The organism is Bifidobacterium pongonis (genome assembly GCF_019331805.1).
In the GTDB taxonomy this organism is placed as follows: Bacteria; Actinomycetota; Actinomycetes; order Actinomycetales; family Bifidobacteriaceae; genus Bifidobacterium; species Bifidobacterium pongonis.
In genome coordinates, this window is the sequence record NZ_JAHBBE010000003.1 from 83950 (window position 1) to 109897 (window position 25948).

Here is a 25948-nt window from a genome sequence, read left to right on the forward strand (position 1 = left end):
ACTACGTTTGCAATCATTGATTACGTTTGCACAACCGAGGCCAGTATATCGAAGAAACCCCTTGGCGGCCACTTGCCGTCAAGGGGTTTATGAGGATGAAAGATGCGTCGCCCGGACCGGGCGGCTTGGTCAACGGATCAGTTCGTCGAACATCTGCGGAATGGCGTCGATGACATCGGTGGCGACGATCGGGTGGCCGATCGACGAGAACCGCTGCTTCTCCGTATGACCGTACAGTTCGGGCCTATGCCAGCCTCGCTGTTCCGAACCGGAGGCCACGGCGGCGGCAAGACCATGCATGTATGCGGCAGCGGCGGCGATTTCGGGGATGAACGAGGGATTGGCGGGCAATGTGCCATCCTGTTGGGCGAGCAACGCGCCAAGCATACCGGCGAGCACGTCGCCGGCGCCGGCGGTGCCCAGCCAGGCCGGGGCGCGCCCGGAAAGAATGACGCGGTCACCGCCGTCGCCATCCGCTCCGACCACGATGGTGACGGCACCCTTCAACAGCACGGTCGCGCCGGTCAGCTCATGGGCCATCGTCGCATACCGCAGTGGTTCGGCCTGCACGTCGCTCGCGTCGACCGGCTCGCCATCGGCATCCTCACCGTGCAGACGGTTCAGCAGCCGGGCCAATTCGCCGGCATGCGGGGTGATGACCACTTGGTGCGGCACATGGTCGGGCAGCAGATCCAACGCGCCCGCGTCCACCGCGATGGGCGGCATGGCCGCCGCGTCGGACGCATCCCGTTCGTCGCCGCCCGTACCATCCGTATCGCCCGGCATCGCGTAATGCCGCAGCAGCGCCTCGATAGTGTCGCGCTGAATATCCTTGTCGTCCCTGTCGTCGCCGGAGGGGACGCCCGATCCCACAACCCAGGACTGCACATGCCCCTTGCCGATCACCGCTTCCGGCAGCGCGGCGAGCACCATGTCCTGCGCGCGTTGCGGGCCCATGTAGCGCACCATGCCCGTATCGGTGCGGGCGGCGGCCTTCGCGGTCAGCACTGCGGCACCGGGATAGCGTGCGGAACCGGTCACCAATCCGACCACGCCACGCGAATACTTGCCGTCCGACAAGCGCGGAAGACGAATCGCATCCGCCACGAAATCACCATCCGTCATTTCGACGGCGGGAACAGTGCCGTCGATATCGAAACCGAAATCGACCAGAACCAGCTTGCCGCAGGCATACGAGGCGGGCGGAACCATCGCGCATGGTTTCATCGCGCCGAACATGACCGTCACATCGGCGGGAATGTACGCGCCGGGCAGGGAACCGTCGTTCACGCCCACACCGGAAGGCGTGTCGACCGCGACCACCAGCGGCAGGTCGGCGGAAGGCTCGTTGTTGGGCAGCGCGGGGCGGTCCGGCAGCCGTGAAGTCAAGCCGAGGGAGGCGGCGATGGTGCCGGGGATGCTGCGCAACGCGCCGGACACGCCGATGCCGGTCATCGCGTCGAGAACCACATGCGATCCTTGCGCGTATTCGACCGCGGCCTGCAGCCGTTCCCCGGCCTCACCGGCGGAGAAACCGGTGGCGCATCCGGGGATTTCGGCGTTCGGATCAAGCACCAGCACGCGCCCGCCGGCATGCACGAACGCGGCGAACGCGCCGTCATGCAGGGAACGCCCCGTCGCGATCGCGGTGACCTGCGCGCCCTCCCGCGCCAGTATGGCGCCGGCGTACAATCCGTCGCCGCCATTGTCCCCGGCGCCCGCGAGCACGGTGATGCGGGCATCCTCCACTGCGAGATCCTCGTCGTCGAGCAGCGTCATCGTCACCTGCGCCGCAGCCGAGGCGGCCATGCGCATCAACGGCGTGCCATCATCGAGCAGCGGACGCTCCATATCGCGCACGGTATCGGAATCGTAGGCGCTGTACAACAGCATTTGCAGGCGGTCAGCATCATTGGCGATGTCCATGGAACCCTTCCTTCCGAGACGTATTAGAACACACTGTAGTACATGCGCGGGTACGGGAACGCCCGATGCGGAAGGCTCGGGGCTTTCCGCATCGGGCGTTGCTCACATGGGCGCGTCGGTTCGGCTTACTCGCCCCAAACCTCTTCGGCGATGGAACGCACAAGGGCGATCTTGGCCCACTGCTGTTCCTCGGTGAGCTTGTTGCCTTCCTCGGTGGAGGCGAAGCCGCACTGGGTGGACAGGCACAGGCGGTCGAGCGGCACATACCGGGCAGCTTCGGCGATACGGGCCTTAATGGCTTCCGGATCCTCAAGTTCGGGCCTCTTGGAGGTGACGAGGCCGAGCACGACCTTCTTATCGCCGGAGACTTCGGCCAGCGGCGCGAAATCACCGGAACGGTCGTCGTCGAACTCCAGATAGTAGGCGTTCACGTTCTCCTCGCCGAACAGCTTGGCGGCGACCGGGGCGTAGCCGCCGGACGACAGCCAGGTGGAGTGGAAGTTGCCGCGGCAGATGTGGGTGTTGATCGCCAGGTCGGCGGGCTGGTCCGCGATCACCGCGTTGATCACGTCGAGATTCTCCTGCTGCAGACGGGCCGCGTCCTCATCGCTCCAGCCGAGGCGCTCGCGCACGCTCCTGTCGCACAGGCGGGTCCACGTGCAATCGTCGAACTGCACGTTACGGCAGCCGGCGGCATACAGGTCGGCGATGACCTGACGGTACGCGGCCACGATATCCGCGGTCAGCTCGTCATCATCCCTGTAGTATTCGTCATACGGGTAGGCGTTCTTGTTGCCGGTGAGCACGAAACGGGTCTGCGCGGGGGAGGGCATGGTCTGACGGGCCACGGTGTTCTCATCCTCGAACTGCTTGACGAACTTGAAATGCTCGACGAACGGATGGTCATGACCGTCCAGCTTGCCGGTCACGGTGGCGGTGTCGGCGGGGGTGACCTCGTCATGGAAGGCGACACGGTGGGCGGCGGCGACATGGTCCACGCCGTTGAAGCCCCACATGAAGTCGAAATGCCACCAGCCGCGTCGGAACTCGCCGTCGGTGATGACATGCAGGCCGGCGGCCTTCTGCTTGGCGACCAGATCGGTGATGAGCCTGTCCTCGACGGCCTTCAGACCGGCGGCGTCGATGGTGCCGGCGGCGAAATCGGCGCGGGCCTGCTTGAGCTCGGCCGGGCGCAGGTAGGAACCGACCACATCGGCACGGAACGGCGCGTTCTTGGAATATGCCATGATTCTCCTTTGGCTATTGGCTTGCGATTGGCAATCGAATTGACGAAACCTACAGTATGGTACTCCGTCATCCTCGAACGCGGCACAAACATATCGGAAGGCGCGGGCCACGTCTATACTGGGGCCGCGATTCACAGGAACATACGGAACGATGACCGGGAATGGGGCGCGTGCGATGACAGGCGAAACGACGGATGAGATGACGGACGAACGGACGCAGGAATCCAAGGAACCACGGAAAACACAGGTGGGGAACGCCGAAGCCAAACCGCGCAGAACGCTACTGCCATACCTGATGGTCTCCGCCACGCAAACCCTCGTCGAATTCGGCTCCTTCGCCATCCTGCACCTGCTGTCGGTACCCTCGGCCGCGGCCAACGCCGTCGCCATCGTGCTATCCGCGTCCTACAACTTCCTCATGAACCGCAACGTGACGTTCAAATCATCCAGCAACTTCGCACGCAGCGTCGCACTGTTCATCCTCCTATGGGTATGGAACTACCTCTTCGGCTCCACCATGCTCACATGGCTGCCCGCAACCTTCGGATGGAACGCGATCCTGGTGAAATTCCTCACCATGGCATGCCAGTTCGCATGGGGATACCCCCTGTGCAAGCACGTCATCTTCCGCTGAACCCGTCCGAACCGTCACGCAATCACACGATCACACGATCACAGGCGTCGACACGACACCGACGCAACACACCGGCATTGGACTTCAAGTACTCGAAGTTCTTAGAGTTCGAACCATGGGCAAAACGACAAGCACCTGGCACACGATCCGGCAAGCCTCGATGATCTCCGGACTCCCGGAAACCACCCTGCGCTACTACGAGCAGATCGGCATCATCAAGCCGATCGCCCGCGACCCCAGCTCCGGGCACCGCATGTACTCGGATGACGACCTGCAATCGCTGATCACCATCTCCTGCCTATCCGCGACCGGCATGCCGCTCAGCGCCATGCGCGAATACCTCGCCAACGTCGTCGACGGACAGGAAGGCGCTCGCAGGCAGATCGAGCTGTTGGACAAGCAGGCGCTGCGTCTGGCGGCCAAAGCCGAAAGCATCCGTATGCAGCAGGCGTACGTGTCGTTCAAAACCCTGTATTGGAGGGCCGTCGCGGAAGGACATCCGGATGAGGCGGAACGTCTGCTGGCCGAGAACCGCGACATCGTCGATGCGGTCAAACGCCAACAGCACGAGTCGACCGACGTCTGACGGACGGGGCGACCCATTCCATATACATTGCAGCCACATATGCAACACGCATATCGCAACCTCTGTGAACCCCATATCGACCGATGAAGGAGCGACCAATGAAGTCAGCAGTCTATAAGGACATCAAAACCATGGCCTGTGAGGAACGGCCCAAGCCGGTCCTCGTCGAAACCGACGACGCGATCATCCGCGTGGTGCGCGCCTGCGTGTGCGGATCCGACCTGTGGTTCTTCCGTGATGGCCGTGAAGCCAACACCCAGACCGGCCACGAATCCATCGGCGTGGTCGAATCCGTCGGCGCCGACGTCACCATCGCCAAGCCCGGCGATTTCGTGATCGTGCCGTTCCCCTACTCCTGCGGCGAATGCCCGGTGTGCAAGGCCGGTTTCGAATCGTCCTGCCCGCACGGCGGCTATTTCGGCGGCGAAGGTTTGGGCTGCCAGGCCGAATACCTGCGCGTGCCCCACGCCAACGGCACGCTTGTCGTGGTGCCCGGCGACGCGAAGACCTTCTCCGATGAGATGCTCGCCGACCTGCTCGCACTGTCCGACGTGATGCCGACCGGCTACCATGCGGCCGCCTCCGCCGAGGTCAAGCCCGGCGACACGGCCGTGGTGTTCGGCGACGGTGCGGTGGGCCTGTGCGGCGTGCTGTCCGCCAAGATCCGCGGCGCCAAGCGCATCATCGCCATGAGCCGTCACGCCGACCGTCAGGTGCTGGCCCGCGAGTTCGGCGCCACCGACATCGTCGAGGAGCGTGGCGACGAGGCCGTGGCCCGCATCATGGAAATGACCGACGGGTACGGTGCGGACGCCGTGCTCGAATGCGTGGGTTCCGCCCTGTCCAACGACACCGCGATGAAGGTCGCCCGCTGCGGCGCCATCGTCGGCCGCGTCGGTCTGCCCCATGGCGTCGAAGCGGATATTCCCGGCCTGTTCTACCGCAACGTCGGCCTGCGCGGCGGCCCCGCCCCGGTGCGCCACTACGACACCGAGGTCGACCATCTGCTCGAACTCGTGCTCAAGGGCGAAATTCACCCCGGCCGCGTGTTCACCGCCGAATTCACCCTCGACGACATCCAGGCCGCGTACGACGCGATGGATCGCCGCGAGACCATCAAGTCCCTGCTGCGCATCAGCGAGGTCTGATCCGCGTTCTATCACGAGGCGCGTCCGTCCCATCGGGGGAGGGCGCGCCTCGTGCGTTCGGCGGTCGCCGCGGCGCGTGGTCCGCGGTGGCGGACGATGGACGCATAACGGGCCGCCGCGATTCATCATGCAATCCATGCATGGCGAAACCGTTCCCATCAGTATTTGATGGGGTACGGCTTCGGGCATAAGGTATAGGCGAAATCGTCGGATGACGTCATGCCGACCGACGAGCGAACGACAACCGGGCGCACAGCAGACCGGACGTACAACAAGGAAGGGCCAGCGCATGTTTGGCAAGAAAAACGGATTCTTCTCCGATGGCAAGATCACCCTCGAACAGGCCGATCCCGAATTCATCAAACTGTTCTCCGACTTCGCCTACGACGAAGTGGTGAACGAGCCGGGCGCACAGCATCCCGACCTTGACGACGCCACCCGATCCATGGCCATCCTCGCCACGCTGATCGGCTGCCAGGGTGTCGACGCCTACGAGATGATGCTGCCCGTGGCCCTGGAAACCGGGGTTACGCCGGTGCAGGTGAAGGAAGTCGTCTATCAGGCCGTCGCCTACCTGGGCTTCGGCCGCGTGCTGCCGTTCCTCAAGGCGACCAACGAGATTTTCGTCGACAAAGACATCAATCTGCCGCTGGAAGGCCAGTCCACCACCACGCCCGAAACCCGCGCCGCAGCCGGTGAACAGTCGCAGATCGAGATCTTCGGCGAAGGCATGCGCGGCTTCGCCCAGTCCGGCCCCGAGGAAAGCCGCCATCTCAACAAGTGGCTGGCCGACAACTGCTTCGGCGACTACTACACCCGCACCGGCCTGACCACCCGCGAACGCGAGATGATCACCCTGTGCTTCCTCTCCGCCCAAGGCGGATGCGAGCCGCAGCTCGTCGCCCACGCGAAGGCGAATCTGGCCGTCGGCAACGAGAAGGCGTTCCTCATCGCGGTGGTGTCCCAGTGCATGCCGTACATCGGTTACCCGCGCACCCTCAACGCGCTGCGCTGCATCAACGAAGCCGCACAGGCCGCACAAGCCTGAGCGCACAGTACCCGGAAGCATGTTCTCAGGGCGGGAAACGCAACGGTCGTTTCCCGCCCTTTCGCTATTCGTGGTCGCCCGCCGAACGCATGGCCACCGCAGACTTGGTTATCCACAAACGTGCCCCAAAGCCGAATATTATCCACCGCATATCGAAGCGGATTATCCACATATCCCCAATGCGAGATAGGTCGGTTGCGCCCGCAGTGTTCCTCCCATAAGCTGGCCCGCACACGTGGGGAAAGGCCCCATGGGAAAGGACAAGGATGTCAACCACCCGCGAACACGAACGAGACCGCAGGAAGCGGCAGGCCGTCTTCCCGCAGCCGCCCGCCGAAGCCGGGGAACGCCCATGAGCGCGGTGCGACCGGCCGTCATCCCATTCGACGAGGGGAGCGTGAGGGGACGCGCATCATGCCGACGTGCCGGACCACGCGCGGCGAAACGACGGGAACGGGTGGCGGTGACCCGGCCCCACGCGCGTCCGGGGAGCATGAATCGGCGCATGGCGACGGGGTAGTCGGTGATTGCTATAGTGTTCCCTTGGTTTACACACATATACACATCGCAATACCGGAAAGAGTAGGGTGAAGCATGGCAATTGAGGCAAAGGGCCTGGAGATTCAGATCGGCGCGCGCACGTTGCTTCACCCAACCGACTTCCATGTGGCGAAAGGCGACAAGATCGGTCTGGTCGGGCGCAACGGCGCCGGTAAGACCACGCTGACCCGCGTCATCACCGGCGATATGCTGCCCACCGCGGGCAATGTGCGCGTATCCGGCAAACTCGGTTACCTGCCGCAGGACACCCATGCCGCCGATCCGACGCAGACCGCGCTCGACCGCATGATGAGCGCCCGCGACATCGCCTCGATCATCAGCCGTATCCGCAAGGCCGAGAAGGAAATGACCGATCCCGACCCCGACGTGATGACCAAGGCCATGAACCGTTACGACAAGGCCATGCAGGATTTCGACAAGGCCGGCGGTTATGCGGCCCAGTCCGAGGCGATCACCATGGCGGCGTCGCTCGGCCTGCCGCAGGATGTTATGGAACAGCAGCTGGGCACGCTTTCCGGTGGTCAGCGCCGACGCATCGAACTGGCCCGCATCCTCTTCTCCGACGCGGACACGCTGATCCTCGACGAGCCGACCAACCATTTGGACGCCGACTCCATCGAATGGCTGCGCAGCTATCTCAAGAAGTACGAGGGCGGTTTCCTGGTCATCTCCCACTCCACCGAACTGCTCGACGAAGTGGTGAACAAGGTGTGGCATCTCGACGCTCAACTCGGCCAGATCGACATGTACTCCCTTGGATGGAAGGCGTACCTGCATCAGCGCGTGGTCGATGAGGAACGTCGCCGCCGCGAACGCGAAGTGGCCGAGAAGAAGGCCGAACGTCTGATGAAGCAGGGCATCCGTCTGCACGCCAAGGCCACCAAGGCCGTGGCCGCGCAGAACATGATGCGCCGCGCCGAGAAGCTGCTGGAGAACACGTCGGAGGCACAGAAGGCGGAGAAGGTCACCGACATCCGTTTCCCCGACCCCGCGCCCTGCGGCAAGACCCCTATCATGGCGAAGGACATCTCCAAGGCATACGGTTCGAACATCGTGTTCGCCGGAGTGAATCTCGCCATCGACAAGGGGTCGCGTGTGGTGATCCTGGGCTATAACGGCGCCGGTAAGACCACCACGTTGCGTCTGCTGGCCCACATCGAGGAACCGGACACCGGTTCCGTCGATTACGGTCATGGCTGCAAGATCGGCTATTTCGCGCAGGAGCACGATACGCTCGACCTTGACGCGACCGTACTGCAGAATCTCGTACACGTCGCCCCGGAACTCGACGACACCCAGGCGCGCAGCATCCTCGGCTCGTTCCTCTTCTCCGGCGACGACGCGATGAAGCCGGCGCGCGTGCTGTCCGGCGGCGAGAAGACCCGACTCGCGCTGGCCACGCTGGTCACGTCGAGGGCGAACGTGCTGCTGCTCGATGAGCCGACCAACAACCTCGATCCCGCGTCCAGGGACGAAATCCTCAAGGCCATCGCCAAATACGAGGGCGCCATCGTGCTCGTCACCCACGACGAGGGCGCGGTGCAGGCGTTGAATCCGGAACGCGTGCTGCTGATGCCGGACGGCGACGAGGATCTGTGGAACGATTCCTACCTGGATCTGGTTGCCGAAGAGTAAAGGCGAAAAGACGATGTGATCGGGCGTATCGGCGGGGAAGCGCCGTCGATACGCCCGATTGCTAAGATGGGTGAAGGCCTGCCCCAGGGGAGCTCGCCGTCATTGGATTTGTATCCGGCGTAAGGTAGCAATATGGATATGACTGAACATGCAGATCAGAACGTGAACGCGACCACGATGGTCAAGGAATTCACCAACCCGCTGAAAGCTCCTATCGATAACGACATCAATCTGTTCGATTTCCTCGATCACCGTGCGAGCAGCAATCCGGAAGGCTCGATGGTGGAATACAAGGGCGAGGATGGAAGCTGGCATTCCTTCACCGCACGCGAATTCCGTCAGAAGGTCATCGACATCGCCAAAGGCCTGATCGGCTGGGGAGTCAAGAGGGGGGATTCCGTCGCCATCATCGCTCGCACCTGCTGGGAATGGACGGCCCTCGATCTGGCGGTCATGGCCGTGGGTGCGCTCACCGTGCCGGTGTACGAGACCAATTCCGCACAGCAGATCAGGAACATCTTCAACGATTCGAAGGTGGTGCTCGCCGTCGCGCAGGACGATACGCAGCGCGACAAGGTCGAAGCGGTGAAGGGCGAGGTGCCGACCCTGCGCGGCGTGCTCATGATGGACGCCGGCGCGATCGACGCGATCATCGCATTCGGCGAGGATGTGAGTGACAAGGAGTTCTGGGATCGCAAGGAGGCCGTGCACGGCGACGATCTCGCCACCATCGTGTACACCTCGGGTTCCACCGGCACCCCCAAGGGCGTGGAGCTCAGCCACGGCAGCTTCGCGTTCCTGTGCATGTCCGCCAAGCAGTACATGCCCGACGTGGTGAACGCCCCGGGCCGCAGGCTGCTGCTGTTCCTGCCGTTGAGCCACGTGTTCGCCCGTTACATGTCGCTGCTGTGCTTCGCCGGCACGCTGACGTTGGGCCTGAGCTCCAGCATGAAGACCATCGTCAAGGATTTCGAAGGTTTCGGCCCCACGCTGCTGCTCGCCGTGCCGCGTGTGTTCGAGAAGGTGTACAACGCCGCCTCCCAGCGTGCGGGCACCGGTGTCGCGGGCAAGCTGTTCGCCAGGGGCGCACGCACCGCACGCGAATGGTCGCATGTGCTCCAGGCCGGCGAGAAGCCGTCGCTGAAGCTGCGCGCGGCGCACGCACTGTATGAGCGCCTCGTCTACAGGAAGATTCGCACCATCTTCGGTCCGAACGCGCAATGCGCCATCACCGGCGGCGCTCCCATGGATTCCGAACTGTCCCACTTCTTCAACGGCATCGGCATGCAGCTGCTGGAAGGCTACGGCATGACGGAAACCTGCGGTCCCGTGTGCGTGAGCCTGCCGGAAGACAACCGCATCGGTACCATCGGCAAGCCGCTCAACGGCGTGACCGTCGGCATCGCGGACGACGGTGAGCTGTGCATCAGCGGCCCGCTCGTGTGTAAGGGCTACCACAATCAGCCGGAGGTTACCGCCCAGCAGATCGTCGACGGCTGGATGCACACCGGCGACCTGGGCGATGTCACCGAAGACGGATTCGTCTCCATCACTGGCCGCAAGAAGGACCTCATCATCACCGCGGGCGGCAAGAACGTGTCGCCCGGCATCCTTGAGGCTTCCGTCATGACATCCCCGGTGGTGAGCCAGTGCCTGATCATCGGCGACAAGAAGCCGTTCGTCGCGGCTCTGGTCACGCTCGATCTGGCGGATGCGAACGCATGGCTTTCCGCGCAGGGTGCGCAGGGTGAACCGGATCTCGCGTCCCTGGCCCGCAATCCGATCGTCCGTTCCGAAGTCGAACGTGCGATCAACGCGGCGAACGAGGGTGTCTCCCGTGCCGAGTCCATCCGTAAGTTCGAGATCCTGCCCGACGAGTTCACCGAGGCCAACGGCATGCTCACCGCAAGCCTCAAGACCCGCCGTGCGCAGATCATCAAGCATTACGCCAAGCTCATCAATGAGGTCATCTACGTGCCCCTGAAGAAGTAACGGGTTACGCTGACTGAGCCACGCGCCCCGATGCGACCGGTTTCGCCCGGCCGCATCGGGGCACGGTTCGTTCGTTGGGGGTGCGCTGAACGGGCGACACGCTCGAACAAGTGTTCGAATACCGGTGTGTGCGGTATTCTTGGGGCGAGTACCGCGGGCCAGTCCCGCAGAAAGGTGGGATGAGCATGGTCACCGGCAACACGAACGGCAGGGGAGCGGCGAGCGGCGCGCATACCGCGTCCAAAGCCAAGCGCGGAGCTGCGCAGGCGAGGAACGCCAACGGTCCGGTGACGGTCAAGCAGGTGATCAGCGAGGATTCGTTCCTGTCTCGGGAGATCGCCAAAGCGCCGCTCACCGAGCATGACGGATGCCTTGTGGCGGACATCTCGCACATCCCCAACGATCTGAAGATCATCATCCAAGGCGCACGCGAGCATAACCTCAAGAACGTCGATCTCGCCATTCCACGCAACCGCATGGTGGTGTTCACGGGTCTGTCCGGATCAGGCAAATCCTCGCTGGCGTTCGACACCCTGTTCGCCGAAGGCCAAAGACGCTACGTCGAATCGTTGTCCGCCTACGCACGCCAGTTCCTCGGCCAGATGGACAAGCCGGACGTCGACTTCATCGAAGGTCTGTCGCCGGCCGTTTCCATCGACCAGAAAACCACCAACCGCAACCCGCGTTCCACGGTGGGCACCATCACCGAGATCTACGATTACCTGCGACTGCTGTTCGCACGCACCGGCGTGCCGCACTGCCCGGAATGCGGCGAACCCGTGCAGGCGCAGACCCCGCAGCAGATCGTCGACGTGCTGCTCGCCAAGCCGGAACGCACGCGATTCCAGATCCTCGCGCCCGTGGTCAAGGGGCGTAAGGGCGAATTCGTGGACATGCTCGAACTGCTGCGATCCGACGGCTACGCCCGTGCGCTGATCGACGGCGAAATGCGCCAGCTGTCCGACGACATCAAACTCGCCAAGACGCGCAAGCACACCATCGAAGTCGTGGTCGACCGACTGGTCGTCAAGGAGGGCGTGCGCCAGCGTCTCACCGATTCCGTCGAAACCGCGCTGAAACTCGCCAACGGCAGCATCGTCATCGACTACGTGGACGAGGAGGAGGGCAGCCCCGCCCGCCGTCAGCCGTTCTCCGAACACCGCAGCTGCCCGAACGGGCATACGCTCGAACTCGACGAGATCGAACCGCGCACCTTCTCCTTCAATGCACCGTACGGCGCATGTCCGGTGTGCACCGGTCTCGGTTTCAAACTGGAGATCGATCCAGAACTCGTCATCGCCGATCCGAGCAAATCCCTCAACGAGGGCGTCATCGAACCGTGGTCGAACACCAAGATGACCTCGCAGTATTACAGGCATGTGATCGAAGGCCTCGCCAACGAGATGGGCTTCTCCATGGACACGCCTTGGGAGGAGCTGCCGGAAGACGTCCGCCACGACATCCTGTTCGGCCATGATTTCAAGGTCAACGTCTCCTACCGCAACCGTTGGGGTCGTCTGCGCGAATATTCCACCGGTTTCGAAGGCGTGGTGCGCACGCTGATGCGCCGCCACGAGGAGACCGACTCCGAATCGATGAAGCAGTACTACGAGTCCTATATGCGCGAGGTGCCATGCCAGGCGTGCCAGGGGCGCAGGCTCAAGCCCGAAGTGCTGGCGGTCACCGTCGACGGCAAATCCATTTTCGACGTGTGCGATATGCCGGTGGTGCGCGAACTGGAATGGGTTCGTGGCCTGAACCTCACCGGTTCCGCGGCGCTCATCGCGGGCGAGGTGCTGAAGGAGATCAAGGCACGCTTGGGCTTCCTCAACGACGTCGGTCTTGATTATCTGACGCTGTCGCGTGCCGCGGCCACCCTGTCCGGCGGCGAAGCGCAGCGCATCCGTTTGGCCACGCAGATCGGCTCCGGTCTGGTCGGCGTGATGTACGTGCTGGACGAGCCGTCCATCGGCCTGCACCAGAGGGATAACGAGCGTCTCATCGAAACGCTGCACCATCTGCGCGATTTGGGCAATACGCTGATCGTCGTCGAGCATGACGAGGATACGATCCGGGGCGCCGACTGGCTGGTCGACATCGGCCCCGGTGCCGGCGAGCATGGCGGCGAGGTCATCTACTCCGGCCAGGCCAAGCAGCTGACGAAGGCGAAGCGTTCGATCACTGGCGACTATATCGCGCACCGCCGCGAGATAGCCGTGCCGCAGCATCGTCGCAAGGTGCGTAAAACCGCGCGTCTGCGCGTGGTCGGCGCCCGTGAGAACAATCTCAAGAACATCACCGTCGATTTCCCGCTGGGGGTGTTCACCGTCGTCTCCGGCGTCTCCGGATCGGGCAAATCCTCGCTGGTCAACACGATTCTGTACCCGGTGCTGGCGGATAAGCTCAACGGCGCACGCATCGTGCCGGGCAAGCATACGCGCGTGGAGGGCATCGACCAGGTGAAGAAGGTCATCCACGTCGACCAGAATCCCATCGGGCGCACGCCTCGTTCGAACCCCGCCACTTACACCGGCGTGTGGGACAAGATCCGCGCCCTGTTCGCCAAGACCCCCGAAGCGCAGGTGCGCGGCTACGGGCCGGGGCGTTTCAGCTTCAACGTCAAGGGCGGCCGCTGCGAGGCCTGCCACGGCGACGGCACGCTGAAGATCGAAATGAACTTCCTGCCCGACGTCTACGTGGAATGCGAAACCTGCCACGGCAAGCGGTACAACCGCGAAACCCTGGAGGTCACCTACAATGGCAAAACCGTGGCCGACATCCTCGATATGCCCATCGAGGAGGCCGCGGACTTCTTCAAGGCGTACACCGGCATCTCGCGCTATCTGAACACGCTTGTGGACGTCGGCCTCGGGTATATCCGCCTCGGCCAGCCGGCACCCACCCTGTCCGGCGGCGAATCGCAGCGCGTCAAGCTCGCCACCGAACTGCAGCGTCGTTCCGACGGCAAAACCGTGTACATCCTCGACGAGCCGACCACGGGCCTGCACTTCGAAGACGTGAACAAGCTGCTCAAGGTGCTGCAGGGTTTGGTCGACAAGGGCAATACGGTCATCGTCATCGAGCACAATCTCGACGTGATCAAGTCGGCCGACTGGGTAATCGATCTTGGTCCGGAAGGCGGTGACGGCGGCGGTACCGTCGTCACCGAAGGCACGCCCGAACAGGTCGCGCAGTGCGAGGAATCGTGGACCGGCAAGTTCCTGAAGACGATGCTATGAGCGCCATATTCGAACGTCACAGCCCCGACGAATGGAGGAAGACCGCTTCCACGCTGCTTGACGAGCAGCGTGGAGGGCAGCCGGACGCCGACCATCGTGGCGTGAACGCGAACGGGGCGCCCCTGTTGGGCGACAGCCGCGACCTGTTCCGCCCGAAAACCTCCGATATTCCGGCGGAGCCTGGCGTCTACAAATGGCGTGACGGCGAGGGGCGCGTCATCTACGTAGGCAAGGCGAAGAACCTGCGCAACCGTCTGACCAGCTATTTCCAGCCGCTGTACCAGTTGCACCCGCGCACGCAGACGATGGTGCTCACCGCCCGAAGCCTCGAATGGACGGTCGTCGGCAGCGAACTGGAATCGTTGACGCTCGAATACACGTGGATCAAGGAATTCGACCCCCGGTTCAACGTGCAGTTCAAAGACGACAAAACCTACCCGTATCTGGCGGTATCCATCGGCCAGGAGTATCCGCGCGTCTGGGTGACGCGCAGCCGCAACCGCAAGGACACCAGGTATTTCGGCCCCTACGCCAAAGTCTGGCCGATGCGCCACAGTCTCGACACGTTGCTGCACACCTTCCCGGTCCGCACCTGCGACAACAACGCCTTCCACAAGGCCGAATTGACGAACCGTCCATGCCTGTTCGCCTCCATCGGCAAATGCTCGGCGCCGTGCGTCGGGCGCATCTCCGCCGCGGACCATCGCCGTATGGTCGAACGGCTGGTCGGCGTGATGACCGGGCGCATCGGCAAATCCTACATAGCCCAGCTCACTCGCGATATGAAGGCGGCCAGCGCCGATCTCGAATTCGAAAAGGCGGCCAAGCTGCGCGACGAGATCCAGTTGCTGTCCACGGTGGTGCAGAGCAATGCCGTGATGATGGACGATCAGGTCGACGCCGACGTGTTCGGCTTCAGCACCGACGAGCTTGAAGCGTCCGTGCATGCCTTCTTCGTGCGTGCCGGTTCGATTCGCGGTGAGCGTAACTGGAGTGTCGAACGTGTTGAGGACATCGAGGACGCCGACCTTATGGCCGATTTCATCGTGCGCGCGTATGCGGAGGCCGCTGGTGCCGGGGTTCCCGAAGGGGCCGACGCCTCCGACGGCACCCGTATCGTCACGTCGCGCGATGCGCTGGCCCCCACGCAATCGGTTACCGCCACGGATGCCATGGCACGCGCCCAAGCCACGCGCGAACGCAATCAGCGCCGGGAGCAGACGGGTCGCGCCGATCTGCTCGCGCCGGTCGCGCCCGTGCCGAGGGAGGTCATCGTCCCCATCGAGCCAAGCAGGCGCGAGGAGCTTGAGGAATGGCTGACGGGTCTTCGCGGGGGAGCGGTGTCGATACGTGTCGCCGTGCGCGGCGACAAGAAGCAGCTCATGGACAGGGCGAACGAGAATGCGGCGCAGGCGTTGCAACGTTCGCGGATGAGCCGTATCAGCGACATGGGGGCGCGCACCCGCGCCATGAACGAGGTGGCCGATGCACTGGGGTTGAATGAGGCGCCGCTGCGCATCGAATGCTACGACATTTCGAATACGGTGGGTGGCGCGTTCCAGGTCGCGTCGATGGTGGTGTTCGAGGACGCCGTCGCGAAGAAAAGCGAATACCGCCGTTTCGCCATCCGCGGCGATGACGGCAAAGGCGCGCTCGACGATCTGTCCGCATTGTACGAGACGCTGACCCGCCGGTTCCGCCACGGCAATATCGCCGGCGATTCCGGGGAGGATATGAGCGAAGGACGGTCGGATTCCACAGATCGCCGTCATTTCGCTTACAAGCCGAATCTCGTGGTGGTCGATGGCGGCAAGCCCCAAGCCATGGCGGCGGCCAAGGCCCTGCGGGATTGCGGCGTGACCGATGTCGCGGTCTGCGGTCTGGCCAAACGTCTTGAGGAGGTTTGGGTGCCGGACGACGATTACCCGATCATCCTGAAACGCCAGTCCGAAGGCATGTACCTGCTGCAGCGTGTGCGTGACGAATCGCACCGTTTCGCCATCACCTACCATCGCCAGACCAGAAGGAAAGGCGCGTTGCGCAGTGCGCTCGACGACATTCCGGGCATTGGCGAACAGTATCAGAAGCGTCTGCTCGCCCATTTCGGTTCGGTCAAGGCCATGCGCGGCGCAAGCGTCGAGGATTTCGAAGCGGTCAAAGGCATTGGCCACGCCAAGGCGCAAAAACTGTACGACGCGCTGCACTCCGCCGACGCCGACGGTGCTCCTGCCGAAGCTCCCGAAGCCGCTTCCGCCAGCGGGCCTTCCAGAAAATCTTCCGGCGAATGAGCGATAGCCTCGGGGCGGGCGTGTGGTGACGCTACCATGGAGACGGAGAGAAGGAGATAAGGGCATGACCATTATCAACCATCGCTGCGCCGTATTGGGCAAGCCGATCGCGCATTCGCTGTCGCCGGTGCTGCATAACGCCGCATACCAGGCCTTAAGGCTCGACGACTGGTTCTACGACAGGCACGAGGTGGGCGAGGAAGACCTCGACGGTTTCCTCAAGGGGCTTGATTCCCAATGGGCAGGATTGAGTCTGACCATGCCGTTGAAGAAGACCATTCAGCCTTACGGTGAACCGTCGAATATGTGGGCGAAGGAACTGAAAGTCGCCAATACCGCCATATTCGACTGGTCGGCCCCGAACGCGGCCGGCATCGACGGGCTTCCCGCCATCAGGCTGTACAACACGGATGTTCCCGGCATCCGGCTCGCTTTCGACCACGCCTACCGCATCCATGGCGTCGACGGGCCGCAGGGCGGGGCCGGTGAGGCGGCCATCATCGGCAGCGGCAACACCGCGACGTCGGCACTCGCCGCGTGCACCATGATGCCCGGCATCGGCCATGTGACGATCGTGGCGCGCCACCCGGACGGCAACGCCGAACTCGAACCGTTGGCGAACAGGTTCCTGCCGGGGGAGAACCCCATCAGCATTCTCGGCATGGATCATGCCGTCGAAGCTCTCCGTGCGGCGGACGTGGCGATCAACACCATTCCCGGCCATGCCGCCGACGGTGTGGCGACCCAACTGCTCGCCGAGGCCCCTGCGGTGAAGGGCACGCTGCTGGACGTCGTATACGATCCGCGCCCGACCGAACTCATGAAGGCGTGGAGGCAGTGCGGAGGCTTGGCCATCGGCGGCGAGGAAATGTTGCTGTATCAGGGCATGATTCAGGTATGGCTGATGACGGGCATCCGGGGCGAGGAGCCGCAGAGCGCGGATCCGCGCGATCGGGAACGGGACGAAGCGTTGGAGGCGGCGATGCGCCGTGCGCTGGAGGAGGCGTTGTGATGAACGAAGGAAGCGCGACATCCAATCGGAACGATATCGATGAGGCGAACCGGCCTGCGCCGGCCAGCACCTTCGAGGTGTTGCTCATCACCGGCATGTCCGGGGCGGGGCGTTCGCACGCCGCGGACTGCCTGGAGGATATGGGCTGGTACGTGGTCGACAACCTGCCGCCCAAACTGCTGGTGCCGCTCGTCGACATGATGACCAACGTGGCAGGCCCCGCATCCGTCGCCGCGGACAATGCCGCCGTGCATAAGCTGGCTGCCGTCATCGACGTGCGTTCCCGCGCGTATTTCGACGATCTCACCGAAGTGCTCAGTCATCTCGACGATCTTGGGGTACGCACGCGCATCCTGTTCCTCGACGCCGCCGACGATGTGCTGGTCACCCGCTACGAGAAGGTGAGACGCCCGCACCCGTTGCAGCATGGCAACAGCCTCATCGACGGCATCATGGAGGAACGTCAGCTGTTGCAGTGGCTTAAGGAACATGCCGATATGACCATCGACACCTCCCGCCTGAACATCCACCAGCTGTCCACGAAGCTGTACGAGGCGATGGTCGGTTCCGGCCCGTCGACGGTTTCCGTCCACATCTTCAGCTTCGGATTCAAATACGGAACCCCCACGGACGCGGATTTCATCGCGGACGTGCGTTTCCTGCCCAACCCGTACTGGGTGCCGAGCCTGCGCGAATTGAACGGGCAGGACAAGCCGGTGTCCGATTATGTGCTTTCCAGCGACGGGGCCACCGAATTCCTCGACGCCTATGAGAAGGCGCTGATGATCGCCATCAATGGGTACGCGAAGGAGGACAAGCACTTCGTGACCATTGCCGTCGGCTGCACCGGCGGCCAGCACAGATCGGTCGCCATGAGCGAGGCTCTGGCGAAACGGTTGCGCTCACATGGGCTGGAAGTCAGCGTTTCCGCACGCGAACTGCGCCGTCGTCATTGACGGTTCGCACGCCGCCCGTCAATATGCTCACATGCCGAGACGAGTGGTTTTAAAATAATGAAATCTGAGAGAGTCTTGTCCAAGTAGGTCGGTATCACAGAACTTCGGTGAAGTCGTGTGTAACCCCGCGACAGGTCTGCACAGAGCAATGGAACAGAAGGATTGAGGAGGTCTGCTCTTGGCGTTTATTGATGATGTGAAGAGCGAGCTCGCTGAGCTGGAAGACGAGAAGGTGGACGCCCGCAAGGCACAGGTCACCGCTATGATTCGCTTCGCCGGCGGCTTTATGAATAACGCCCAGAAACAGATCGTCATGCTTGCCACGTTCGATTCCGCCGTGCCCGCCGAGTGGCTGAAGAAGAACATCGAGGAACTGTACAACCTCGAAGCCCATATCGCCACGTCCACGCGCACCACGCCCAAGGGAACGCATCAGTACCATGTCGTCAAGGTCGAGCGCGGCGCGGTGAACCTCGCCGTCGCCACCGGTCTGATCGACCGCAACAGGGCCGTCCGTGGCCTGCCGGCGAAGATCGTGCAGGGCAAGATCGCACAGGTGCGTGCCGCTTGGAGAGGTGCGTTCATGGCCAGGGGCATGCTTTCCGATCTGGGCAAGAACCCCTTCATGGAGATTGTCTGTCCGACCAATGAGGCCGCCATGGCGCTGGCCGGTCTGGCACGCCGTCTGGGCATCACCGCCAAGCCGCGTCAGCTGAGCAAGTCCTTCCGCGTGACGCTCACCGACCCGGATTCCATCGAGCGCATGCTCAACTCCATGGGTGCGGTGCATTCGTCCCGTGACTGGACGGGCAAGCGTTCCGACGGCGAAACCCGTTCCAAAGCCAACCGTCTGGCGAACTTCGATGACGCGAACATGCGCCGCAGCGCCAAGGCCGCGGCCGAGGCGTGCGACAAGGTCCGTCAGGCCTTCGACCTGTTCGAGAAGAACGGCGTGGATGTGCCGGAGAACCTGCGTGTGGCCGGCAAGCTGCGTCTTGAGCATGGCGACGCGAGCCTTGAGGAGCTCGGTCGTCTCGCCGAACCGCCGATTTCCAAGGACGCCATCGCGGGTCGTATCCGCCGTCTGCTGCAGCTGGCCGATAAGACCGCACGGTCGCTTTCCTGAACGATTCGGAACGATTCGAAGATTTTTTGGGGCGAAGCCCCGTTTCAGACCCACCCGAGTGGTGGGTCTGTTGTATTATGCGAAGTGGCAAGAAGTCGCCACTTTCCGCGTCAAGCGGTTAGGAAAGGATACACATGAAGACACTCAAGGATCTTGGAGATCTCAAGGGCAAGCGCGTTCTGGTCCGCGCTGATTTCAACGTCCCGCTGGACGGCACCACCATCACCGACGACGGCCGCATCAAGGCCGCCCTGCCGACCGTCAAGGCTCTGCGCGAAGAAGGCGCGAAGGTTATCCTGATGGCTCACCTCGGCCGCCCGAAGGGCAAGGTCGTTCCGGAACTGTCCCTGGCTCCGGTTGCCGCTCGTCTTGGCGAGCTGCTCGGCATCGAGGTTCCGCTGGCCGCCGACACCTACGGTGAGGACGCCCAGGCCAAGGTCGCCGCTATGGCCGACGGCGATGTCGTCCTGCTGCAGAACGTCCGCTTCAACCCGGAGGAGACCAGCAAGGATCCGGAGGAGCGCGCCGCTTATGCCAAGAAGATCGCCGCTCTCGGCGAAGCGTTCGTGTCCGACGGTTTCGGCGTCGTGCACCGCGCACAGGGCTCCAACTACGACGTTGCCGCCGATCTGCCGGCCGCCGCTGGCCTGCTGGTCGAGAAGGAAGTCAAGGCCCTGTCCCGCGCTACCGAGAACCCGGAGCGCCCGCTGACCGTCGTGCTCGGCGGCTCCAAGGTCTCCGACAAGCTCGGCGTCATCGACAACCTGCTTGACAAGGCCAACCGTCTGGTCATCGGCGGTGGTATGGCGTACACCTTCCTCAAGGCCAAGGGCCTCGAGGTCGGCACCTCCCTGCTGGAAGAGGATCAGATCGAGACCGTCAAGGGCTACATCGAGCGCGCCGAGAAGAACGGCGTCGAACTGGTGCTGCCCACCGACGTCGTGCTGAACCCGGTCTTCCCGAAGTCCGATGAGGACATCGCTCCGGAAGTCGTCGCCGCGGACGCCATCCCGGCCGACAAGATGGGTCTGGACATCGGTCCGGAGTCCCAGAAGCTCTTCCACGACAAGATCGTCGACTCCAAGACCGTCGTGTGGAACGGCCCGATGGGCGTGTTCGAGGTTCCGACCTTCGCCGAAGGTACCAAGGCCGTGGCCCAGGGTCTGGTCGACGCCACCGCAGCCGGTGCGTTCACCATCGTCGGTGGCGGTGATTCCGCTTCCGCCGTGCGCAACCTCGGCTTCCCGGAGGATGGCTTCTCCCACATCTCCACCGGTGGCGGCGCCTCCCTCGAGTTCCTTGAGGGCAAGGAACTGCCGGGCCTGAAGGTGCTCGACTGAGAGAACGGTTCCAAGGAACCCTTGAAGTGACTGGCCGAGGGGTGGCTCCGCATGGATCTGCCCCTCGCCCATTACGAAAGGAATCACGCGCATGGCAGCGAAGCGCAAGCCTCTGGTGGCTGGCAACTGGAAGATGAATTTCGACCATATCGAAGCCACGTATTTCGTGCAGAAGCTTTCCTGGCTGCTCAGAGACTCGCGATTCGACTACCGGCGCTGCGAGGTCGCGCTGTTTCCGTCGTTCACCTCGCTGCGCAGCGTGCAAGTGCTTGTCGAAGCGGACAAGCTGCACATCGGCTATGGTGCGCAATCGGTATCCGTAACCAATCAGGGGGCGTTCACCGGCGACATTTCGGCCGACATGATCGCCCATCTCGGCTGCTCCTATGTAATCATCGGGCATTCCGAACGCAGGAAATACCACCCCGAGGATGATGCCAACATCGTCGATCAGGTGCGTGCGACGCTCGCCGCGGGCATGTGTCCGATCCTGTGCGTGGGGGAGAGCTTCGAGGAACGCCGTCAAGGCATCGAACTCGACTTCGCCGTCGGGCAGGTGCGCGACGTCACCAGGGATCTGAACGAGGACGAGGCCGCCAAACTGATCGTCGCCTACGAACCCGTATGGGCCATCGGCACCGGCATGGTCGCCACCCCGGATTCCGCACAGGACGCCGCACAGGCGATTCGCGCGGACCTGCGGGAGACATTCAACGAGGGCGTGGCTGGCAAGGTGCGCATCCTGTACGGCGGTTCCGTCACATCGAAGAACGCGGCGGAACTCATCGAGGAACCGGATGTGGACGGCTTCCTGGTGGGCGGTGCCTCGCTCGACGCGAACGAATTCGCATCCATATGCCGCATCGCGGCTGGGTCGAAGGCCTGACCCGAGCCGTTTCCCAACATACAGACCGTAATACGTATTTTTTCAAGACGTTGCGCTATGCTGTAGCAAGACGTAATGGAACCCGGAGGTAATCGACCCGTGACTGCTGTCAAGATCACACTTGAGATTATTGTCGTGCTGCTCAGCTGCCTGCTGACGCTGCTCATTCTTATGCACAAGGGCAAGGGCGGCGGCCTTTCCGACATGTTCGGCGGCGGTCTCACCCAGAACGCGGGTACTTCCGGCGTCGCCGAGAAGAACCTGAACCGTTGGACGGTCATCATCGCGCTGCTGTGGGTCGCGATCATCATCGCCCTCGGCCTGCTGACCAAGTTCGGTCTCATCTGATTCATGCTTATATAACGTCGGCCCATACCATCGTGGTTATGGGCCGACGTTTTTGTTTGCCTTCAACCGTAGAGCCACGCGCAAAGCGTGAAGAGAGGAGCCATGATGGTTTCCGTAAGCAGCAACAAGGTCGTCGTGATCGGCACCGGTCAGGTCGGTTCGACTACGGCGTTCAGCATCATCACACAGGGATTGTGCAATGAACTGGTGCTGATCGATCCGGCAGAGACCAAGGCGATGGGCGAGTGCCGGGATCTTGATGACGGCAGCGAATTCCTGAACCGTCACGTCAAGGTGCGGGTGGGTGATTACCCTGATTGCGGCGATGCGGACGTCATTGTCATCACCGCGGGGCGCCGCCCGCCGATGAACGCCGACCGCATGGGTGAACTGGCTTTCACTGTCGGCATCATCGGCGAGATCACCGACAACATCATGGACAGCGGATTCGATGGCGTGATCGTGGTGGTGTCCAATCCGGTGGATGTCATGTCTTGGTATGTCTGGAAGCGCAGCGGCCTGTCACGCACGCAGGTGCTCGGCACCGGCACGGCACTTGACACGTCGCGCCTGAAAACCATCATCGGCGAGGAAACCGGGTTGGATCCGCGCAATGTCGGCGGTTTCGTCATGGGTGAGCACGGCAACTCCCAGTTCGTGCCTTGGTCGGCGGTGTCGCTCGGCGGCAAGCCCTTCGCCCAGTTCCTGCACGACAATCAGAGCAGGTTCTCCTCGGTGTCCACGAGTGATCTGGAAGCCAAGACGCGTGAACGCGGCAATGTCATCAGGGATGCCAAGGGCGGAACGAACTATGGCATCGCCTCCACCGTCGCGGGAATCGTGCAGACCATCCTGTGGGATGAACGGCGTATCGTTCCCGTCTCCACGCTGCTCGACGGCGAATACGGCGAGCATGATGTGTTCCTGGGCGTGCCCACGGAACTGCGTTCCAACGGTGCCAACGAAATCGTCGAATTGTCGCTGACCGACGACGAACAGGCCAAACTCCATCATTCCGCGCAGATCGTGCGCTCCTATTGCGAAGGGTTGCTGTGATGAACGAATCCGAAACCATGAGAGACGCCGCCGTGACATCGATGATCGTCGCCGATCTGGACGGTACGCTGCTGCATGATGCCGCGGTGTTCGAGGACCGGTTCATCACGCGGCGCTCCATCGACGCCATCAACCGGCTGCACGATAACGGCGTGAAGTTTGTCGTCGAAACCGCACGTCCGGTGAGCACCGGCTACCAGTTCGTCGAGAAGCTTCCGGTGGACGGCGTGGCGTATCTGAACGGTGCGCTGATCGATTTCGCCCCGAACCTGTCCGATTACGGTATGCTGACCAGCGGCGACATGCCCGCTGACGGCCACTTGGTGAAGATTGGCTTCTCCTCGCAGCGTGCCTGCGAGGTGTGCCGTTTCCTGCTGGGGGAGATGCCCGGGTTGAAGATCGGCATCGTGATGGATGATGTGCGATACACCAATTTCGATGTGAGCGAATATTGGAAGACGCAGACCTGGTGCTACACGGATTTCGAGGATGTGCCCGACGGCATAGGTGACAAGATCATCATGTTCCCCGAACCGGAACAGTGGAATCCGCTGCGTGAACTGATTCCCTCCGACTTCGACGTGCATATTTCCGAAGGCTCGTTGTGGATGCTTATGAATCCCGACGCGAATAAGGAACATGCTTTGGGGCTGCTCGCCGATCGTTTCCATGTGCTGCTGTCGCAGACCGCCTCCTTCGGCGACGATCTGGTCGACATCGATATGCTGCGCCGTTCGGGCAGGGGAGTGGCTGTGGCCAATTCGAATCCCGAAGTGTTGAAGATCGCCGATGAGATCTGCCCAGCCAACAATGATGATGGTGTGGCGCAGTGGATCGAAACGCATCTGCTGTGACCGGGATCCATGCCGCCGTGTGTGTGATGGTGGCACGGATAGCAGTATGAAACGGATCGCACAATCGGTCCGTCATACGAGGCCATACGGTGTTGGACGGCAATCAGTGCGGAAAGTTCAATTTCCAGCCGCATGCGACAGGGAAATTGAACTTTCGCACGTATTGTTTTCATAATCTTCACATTGTGAATTGAACCTCCGGATCATGCGGATACCTATGGTGTTAGACTTTGAACCAGTGTTTCCGCAGAATTGAACTGGAGATCATCATGACCAATGCAACGTTCGCCGACAGGCTTAACACAGCCATGGCGTTCCGCAAGATGAAACAGATCGATTTCGTGCACGCGGCCGAACAGCAAGGCGTCAAACTCGGCAAAAGCCACATGAGCCAATACGTCGGCGGCAAAACGGTTCCCCGGGCGGACATCGCCCGTTTCCTCGCAGCGACGTTGCGGGTGAACGAACGATGGCTGATGGGAGAGGACGTTCCCATGGAACACGATATCGCCAGCCTGCCCGGCCAGCCGGAGCGCATCGATGACGGTCATGAAGAAACATCAACGCAATCGGAAGGGAAGAAGCCCATGCGTACCTTTACCAAATCACACAAGCTTGATAACGTGCTGTACGATGTCCGCGGCCCGGTTGTGGACGAAGCCGACCGTATGGAATCCGCGGGAACGCACATCCTGAAACTGAACATCGGCAACCCCGCGCCCTTCGGATTCCGCACCCCCGACGAAGTGGTGCACGACATGGCCAGCCAGTTGCCCGACACGGAAGGCTACTCCCCGTCGAAGGGTCTGTTCGCGGCGCGCAAGGCCATCATGCAATACGCCCAGCTGAAGAATCTCCCGAACGTCAGCATCGACGACATCTACACGGGCAACGGTGTGAGCGAGCTGATCAACCTGAGCATGTCCGCCCTGCTTGACAACGGTGACGAAGTGCTCGTGCCGGCTCCCGACTACCCGCTGTGGACCGCATGCGTGAACCTGGCCGGCGGCAAAGCCGTGCATTACATTTGCGATGAGGAATCCGAATGGTACCCGGACATCGAGGACATGCGTTCCAAGATCACCGACAAGACCAAGGCCATTGTGATCATCAACCCGAACAACCCGACCGGTGCGCTGTACCCGAAGGAAGTGCTGGAACAGATCGTCCAGGTCGCCAGGGAGCATCAGCTCATCATCTTCTCCGATGAGATCTACGATCGTCTGGTCATGGACGGACTCACACACACCTCCATCGCGTCCCTCGCGCCCGACCTGTTCTGTGTGACGTTCTCCGGCCTGTCGAAATCCCACATGATCGCCGGGTACCGCGTGGGTTGGATGGTGCTCAGCGGTAACAAGCGTGTGGCGAAGGATTACATCGAAGGTCTGAACATGCTGACCAACATGCGCATCTGCTCCAACGTGCCCGCACAGTCCATCGTGCAGACCGCGCTGGGTGGCCATCAGAGCGTGAACGATTACATCGTTCCCGGTGGCCGCATCTACGAACAGCGCAACTACATCTATGAGGCGCTGAATTCCATTCCGGGCGTGTCCGCGAAGAAGCCGAAGGCCGCGTTCTACATCTTCCCGAAGATCGACGTGAAGAAGTTCAATGTCACGAATGATGAACAGTTCGCCCTCGACCTGTTGAAGGAACAGCATCTGCTCGTGGTGCACGGTGGTGGATTCAACTGGAAGGAACCCGACCATTTCCGCGTGGTCTACCTGCCGCGCATCGAAGTGCTCAAGGATGCCATCGGTAAGCTCACCGACTTCCTCGAGTACTATCACCAGTGATATTCGCGCTCATATGAATTCGTTCGTATGAGTCGTGTATGAGTCGTATGTGAGTCGTATGCGAGTTGCCGGTTCCTGTACCGGCCGGCTCGGTGAAGCGGCGTTCCGCTCCTATCGATTGAACGATGGGGAAGCGGGGTAGTGCCCGAAAAGTTGCGCACTTTGGATCATGGCCGTCCATGGCGCGATGATCAGTTCGCTTCCACGAGGTTGTCATCGAGCCGGGACATGTCCAGGTAGCGGCGGTTCGACCATTCGTTCGCG

Annotated in this window: 19 protein-coding genes; 17 read left to right on the forward strand and 2 right to left on the reverse strand. The window is 62.3% G+C overall.

Annotated elements, in window-relative coordinates; translation table 11 throughout:
• Positions 1-129 precede the first annotated feature (129 nt).
• Positions 130-1926 (reverse strand): bifunctional ADP-dependent NAD(P)H-hydrate dehydratase/NAD(P)H-hydrate epimerase, encoded by a 1797-nt coding sequence (locus KIH75_RS01935; RefSeq protein ID WP_219055127.1) that lies wholly within the window; start codon positions 1924-1926, stop codon positions 130-132.
• A gap of 125 nt (positions 1927-2051) precedes the next feature.
• A complete protein-coding gene (locus KIH75_RS01940) occupies positions 2052-3173 on the reverse strand; it encodes a 5-methyltetrahydropteroyltriglutamate--homocysteine S-methyltransferase (protein ID WP_219055128.1) in 1122 nt (373 codons plus the stop codon).
• 175 nt (positions 3174-3348) lie between these two features.
• Here KIH75_RS01940 and KIH75_RS01945 point away from each other — a divergent pair, with 175 nt between their 5' ends.
• From KIH75_RS01945 to KIH75_RS02025, 17 genes are all read left to right on the forward strand, one after another.
• Entirely contained in the window at positions 3349-3807 is a 459-nt protein-coding gene (locus tag KIH75_RS01945) for a GtrA family protein (RefSeq protein WP_219055129.1), read from the forward strand.
• 115 nt (positions 3808-3922) lie between these two features.
• On the forward strand, positions 3923-4393 hold the full coding sequence (locus tag KIH75_RS01950; protein WP_219055130.1) for a MerR family transcriptional regulator: 471 nt from the start codon (positions 3923-3925) through the stop codon (positions 4391-4393).
• 98 nt (positions 4394-4491) lie between these two features.
• A complete protein-coding gene (locus KIH75_RS01955) occupies positions 4492-5541 on the forward strand; it encodes a zinc-dependent alcohol dehydrogenase family protein (protein ID WP_420829161.1) in 1050 nt (349 codons plus the stop codon).
• Positions 5542-5830: 289 nt separating this feature from the next.
• Positions 5831-6589, forward strand: a complete 759-nt coding sequence (locus KIH75_RS01960) for a carboxymuconolactone decarboxylase family protein (protein ID WP_219055132.1) — start codon at positions 5831-5833, stop codon at positions 6587-6589.
• Between the two features lie 594 nt (positions 6590-7183).
• Complete coding sequence (locus KIH75_RS01965; protein WP_219055133.1) at positions 7184-8785, forward strand: ABC-F family ATP-binding cassette domain-containing protein; 1602 nt, start codon at positions 7184-7186, stop codon at positions 8783-8785.
• Between the two features lie 138 nt (positions 8786-8923).
• Positions 8924-10777, forward strand: coding sequence for an AMP-dependent synthetase/ligase (locus KIH75_RS01970; protein WP_219055134.1), 1854 nt, complete (start codon positions 8924-8926; stop codon positions 10775-10777).
• 179 nt (positions 10778-10956) lie between these two features.
• The gene (gene uvrA / locus KIH75_RS01975) at positions 10957-14016 is read left to right on the forward strand and encodes an excinuclease ABC subunit UvrA (RefSeq protein ID WP_236027952.1); all 3060 of its coding nucleotides are present in this window, start codon (positions 10957-10959) and stop codon (positions 14014-14016) included.
• Positions 14013-16304: an excinuclease ABC subunit UvrC gene (gene uvrC / locus KIH75_RS01980; RefSeq protein ID WP_219055135.1), complete on the forward strand. Its 2292-nt coding sequence runs from the start codon at positions 14013-14015 to the stop codon at positions 16302-16304. The genes uvrA and uvrC overlap by 4 nt, the downstream gene beginning before the upstream one ends.
• 70 nt (positions 16305-16374) lie before the next feature.
• A complete protein-coding gene (locus tag KIH75_RS01985; RefSeq protein ID WP_219055150.1) occupies positions 16375-17316 on the forward strand; it encodes a shikimate dehydrogenase family protein in 942 nt (313 codons plus the stop codon).
• Complete coding sequence (gene rapZ / locus KIH75_RS01990; RefSeq protein WP_219055136.1) at positions 17316-18272, forward strand: RNase adapter RapZ; 957 nt, start codon at positions 17316-17318, stop codon at positions 18270-18272. The genes KIH75_RS01985 and rapZ overlap by 1 nt, the downstream gene beginning before the upstream one ends.
• 178 nt (positions 18273-18450) lie before the next feature.
• Positions 18451-19398 carry a DNA-binding protein WhiA gene (gene whiA, locus KIH75_RS01995; protein ID WP_219055137.1) on the forward strand — a complete coding sequence of 316 codons (948 nt, stop codon included), beginning with the start codon at positions 18451-18453 and terminating at the stop codon, positions 19396-19398.
• Positions 19399-19532: 134 nt separating this feature from the next.
• Positions 19533-20738: a phosphoglycerate kinase gene (locus KIH75_RS02000; RefSeq protein WP_219055138.1), complete on the forward strand. Its 1206-nt coding sequence runs from the start codon at positions 19533-19535 to the stop codon at positions 20736-20738.
• Positions 20739-20829: 91 nt separating this feature from the next.
• Entirely contained in the window at positions 20830-21624 is a 795-nt protein-coding gene (gene tpiA / locus KIH75_RS02005; protein ID WP_219055139.1) for a triose-phosphate isomerase, read from the forward strand.
• 99 nt (positions 21625-21723) lie between these two features.
• Positions 21724-21972: a preprotein translocase subunit SecG gene (secG, locus tag KIH75_RS02010; protein ID WP_219055140.1), complete on the forward strand. Its 249-nt coding sequence runs from the start codon at positions 21724-21726 to the stop codon at positions 21970-21972.
• 105 nt (positions 21973-22077) lie between these two features.
• On the forward strand, positions 22078-23028 hold the full coding sequence (locus KIH75_RS02015; RefSeq protein ID WP_219055151.1) for an L-lactate dehydrogenase: 951 nt from the start codon (positions 22078-22080) through the stop codon (positions 23026-23028).
• Positions 23028-23882, forward strand: coding sequence for an HAD family hydrolase (locus tag KIH75_RS02020; RefSeq protein WP_219055141.1), 855 nt, complete (start codon positions 23028-23030; stop codon positions 23880-23882). The genes KIH75_RS02015 and KIH75_RS02020 overlap by 1 nt, the downstream gene beginning before the upstream one ends.
• 269 nt (positions 23883-24151) lie before the next feature.
• Positions 24152-25684 carry an aminotransferase class I/II-fold pyridoxal phosphate-dependent enzyme gene (locus KIH75_RS02025; protein WP_236027955.1) on the forward strand — a complete coding sequence of 511 codons (1533 nt, stop codon included), beginning with the start codon at positions 24152-24154 and terminating at the stop codon, positions 25682-25684.
• The last annotated feature ends 264 nt before the right edge of the window (positions 25685-25948 follow it).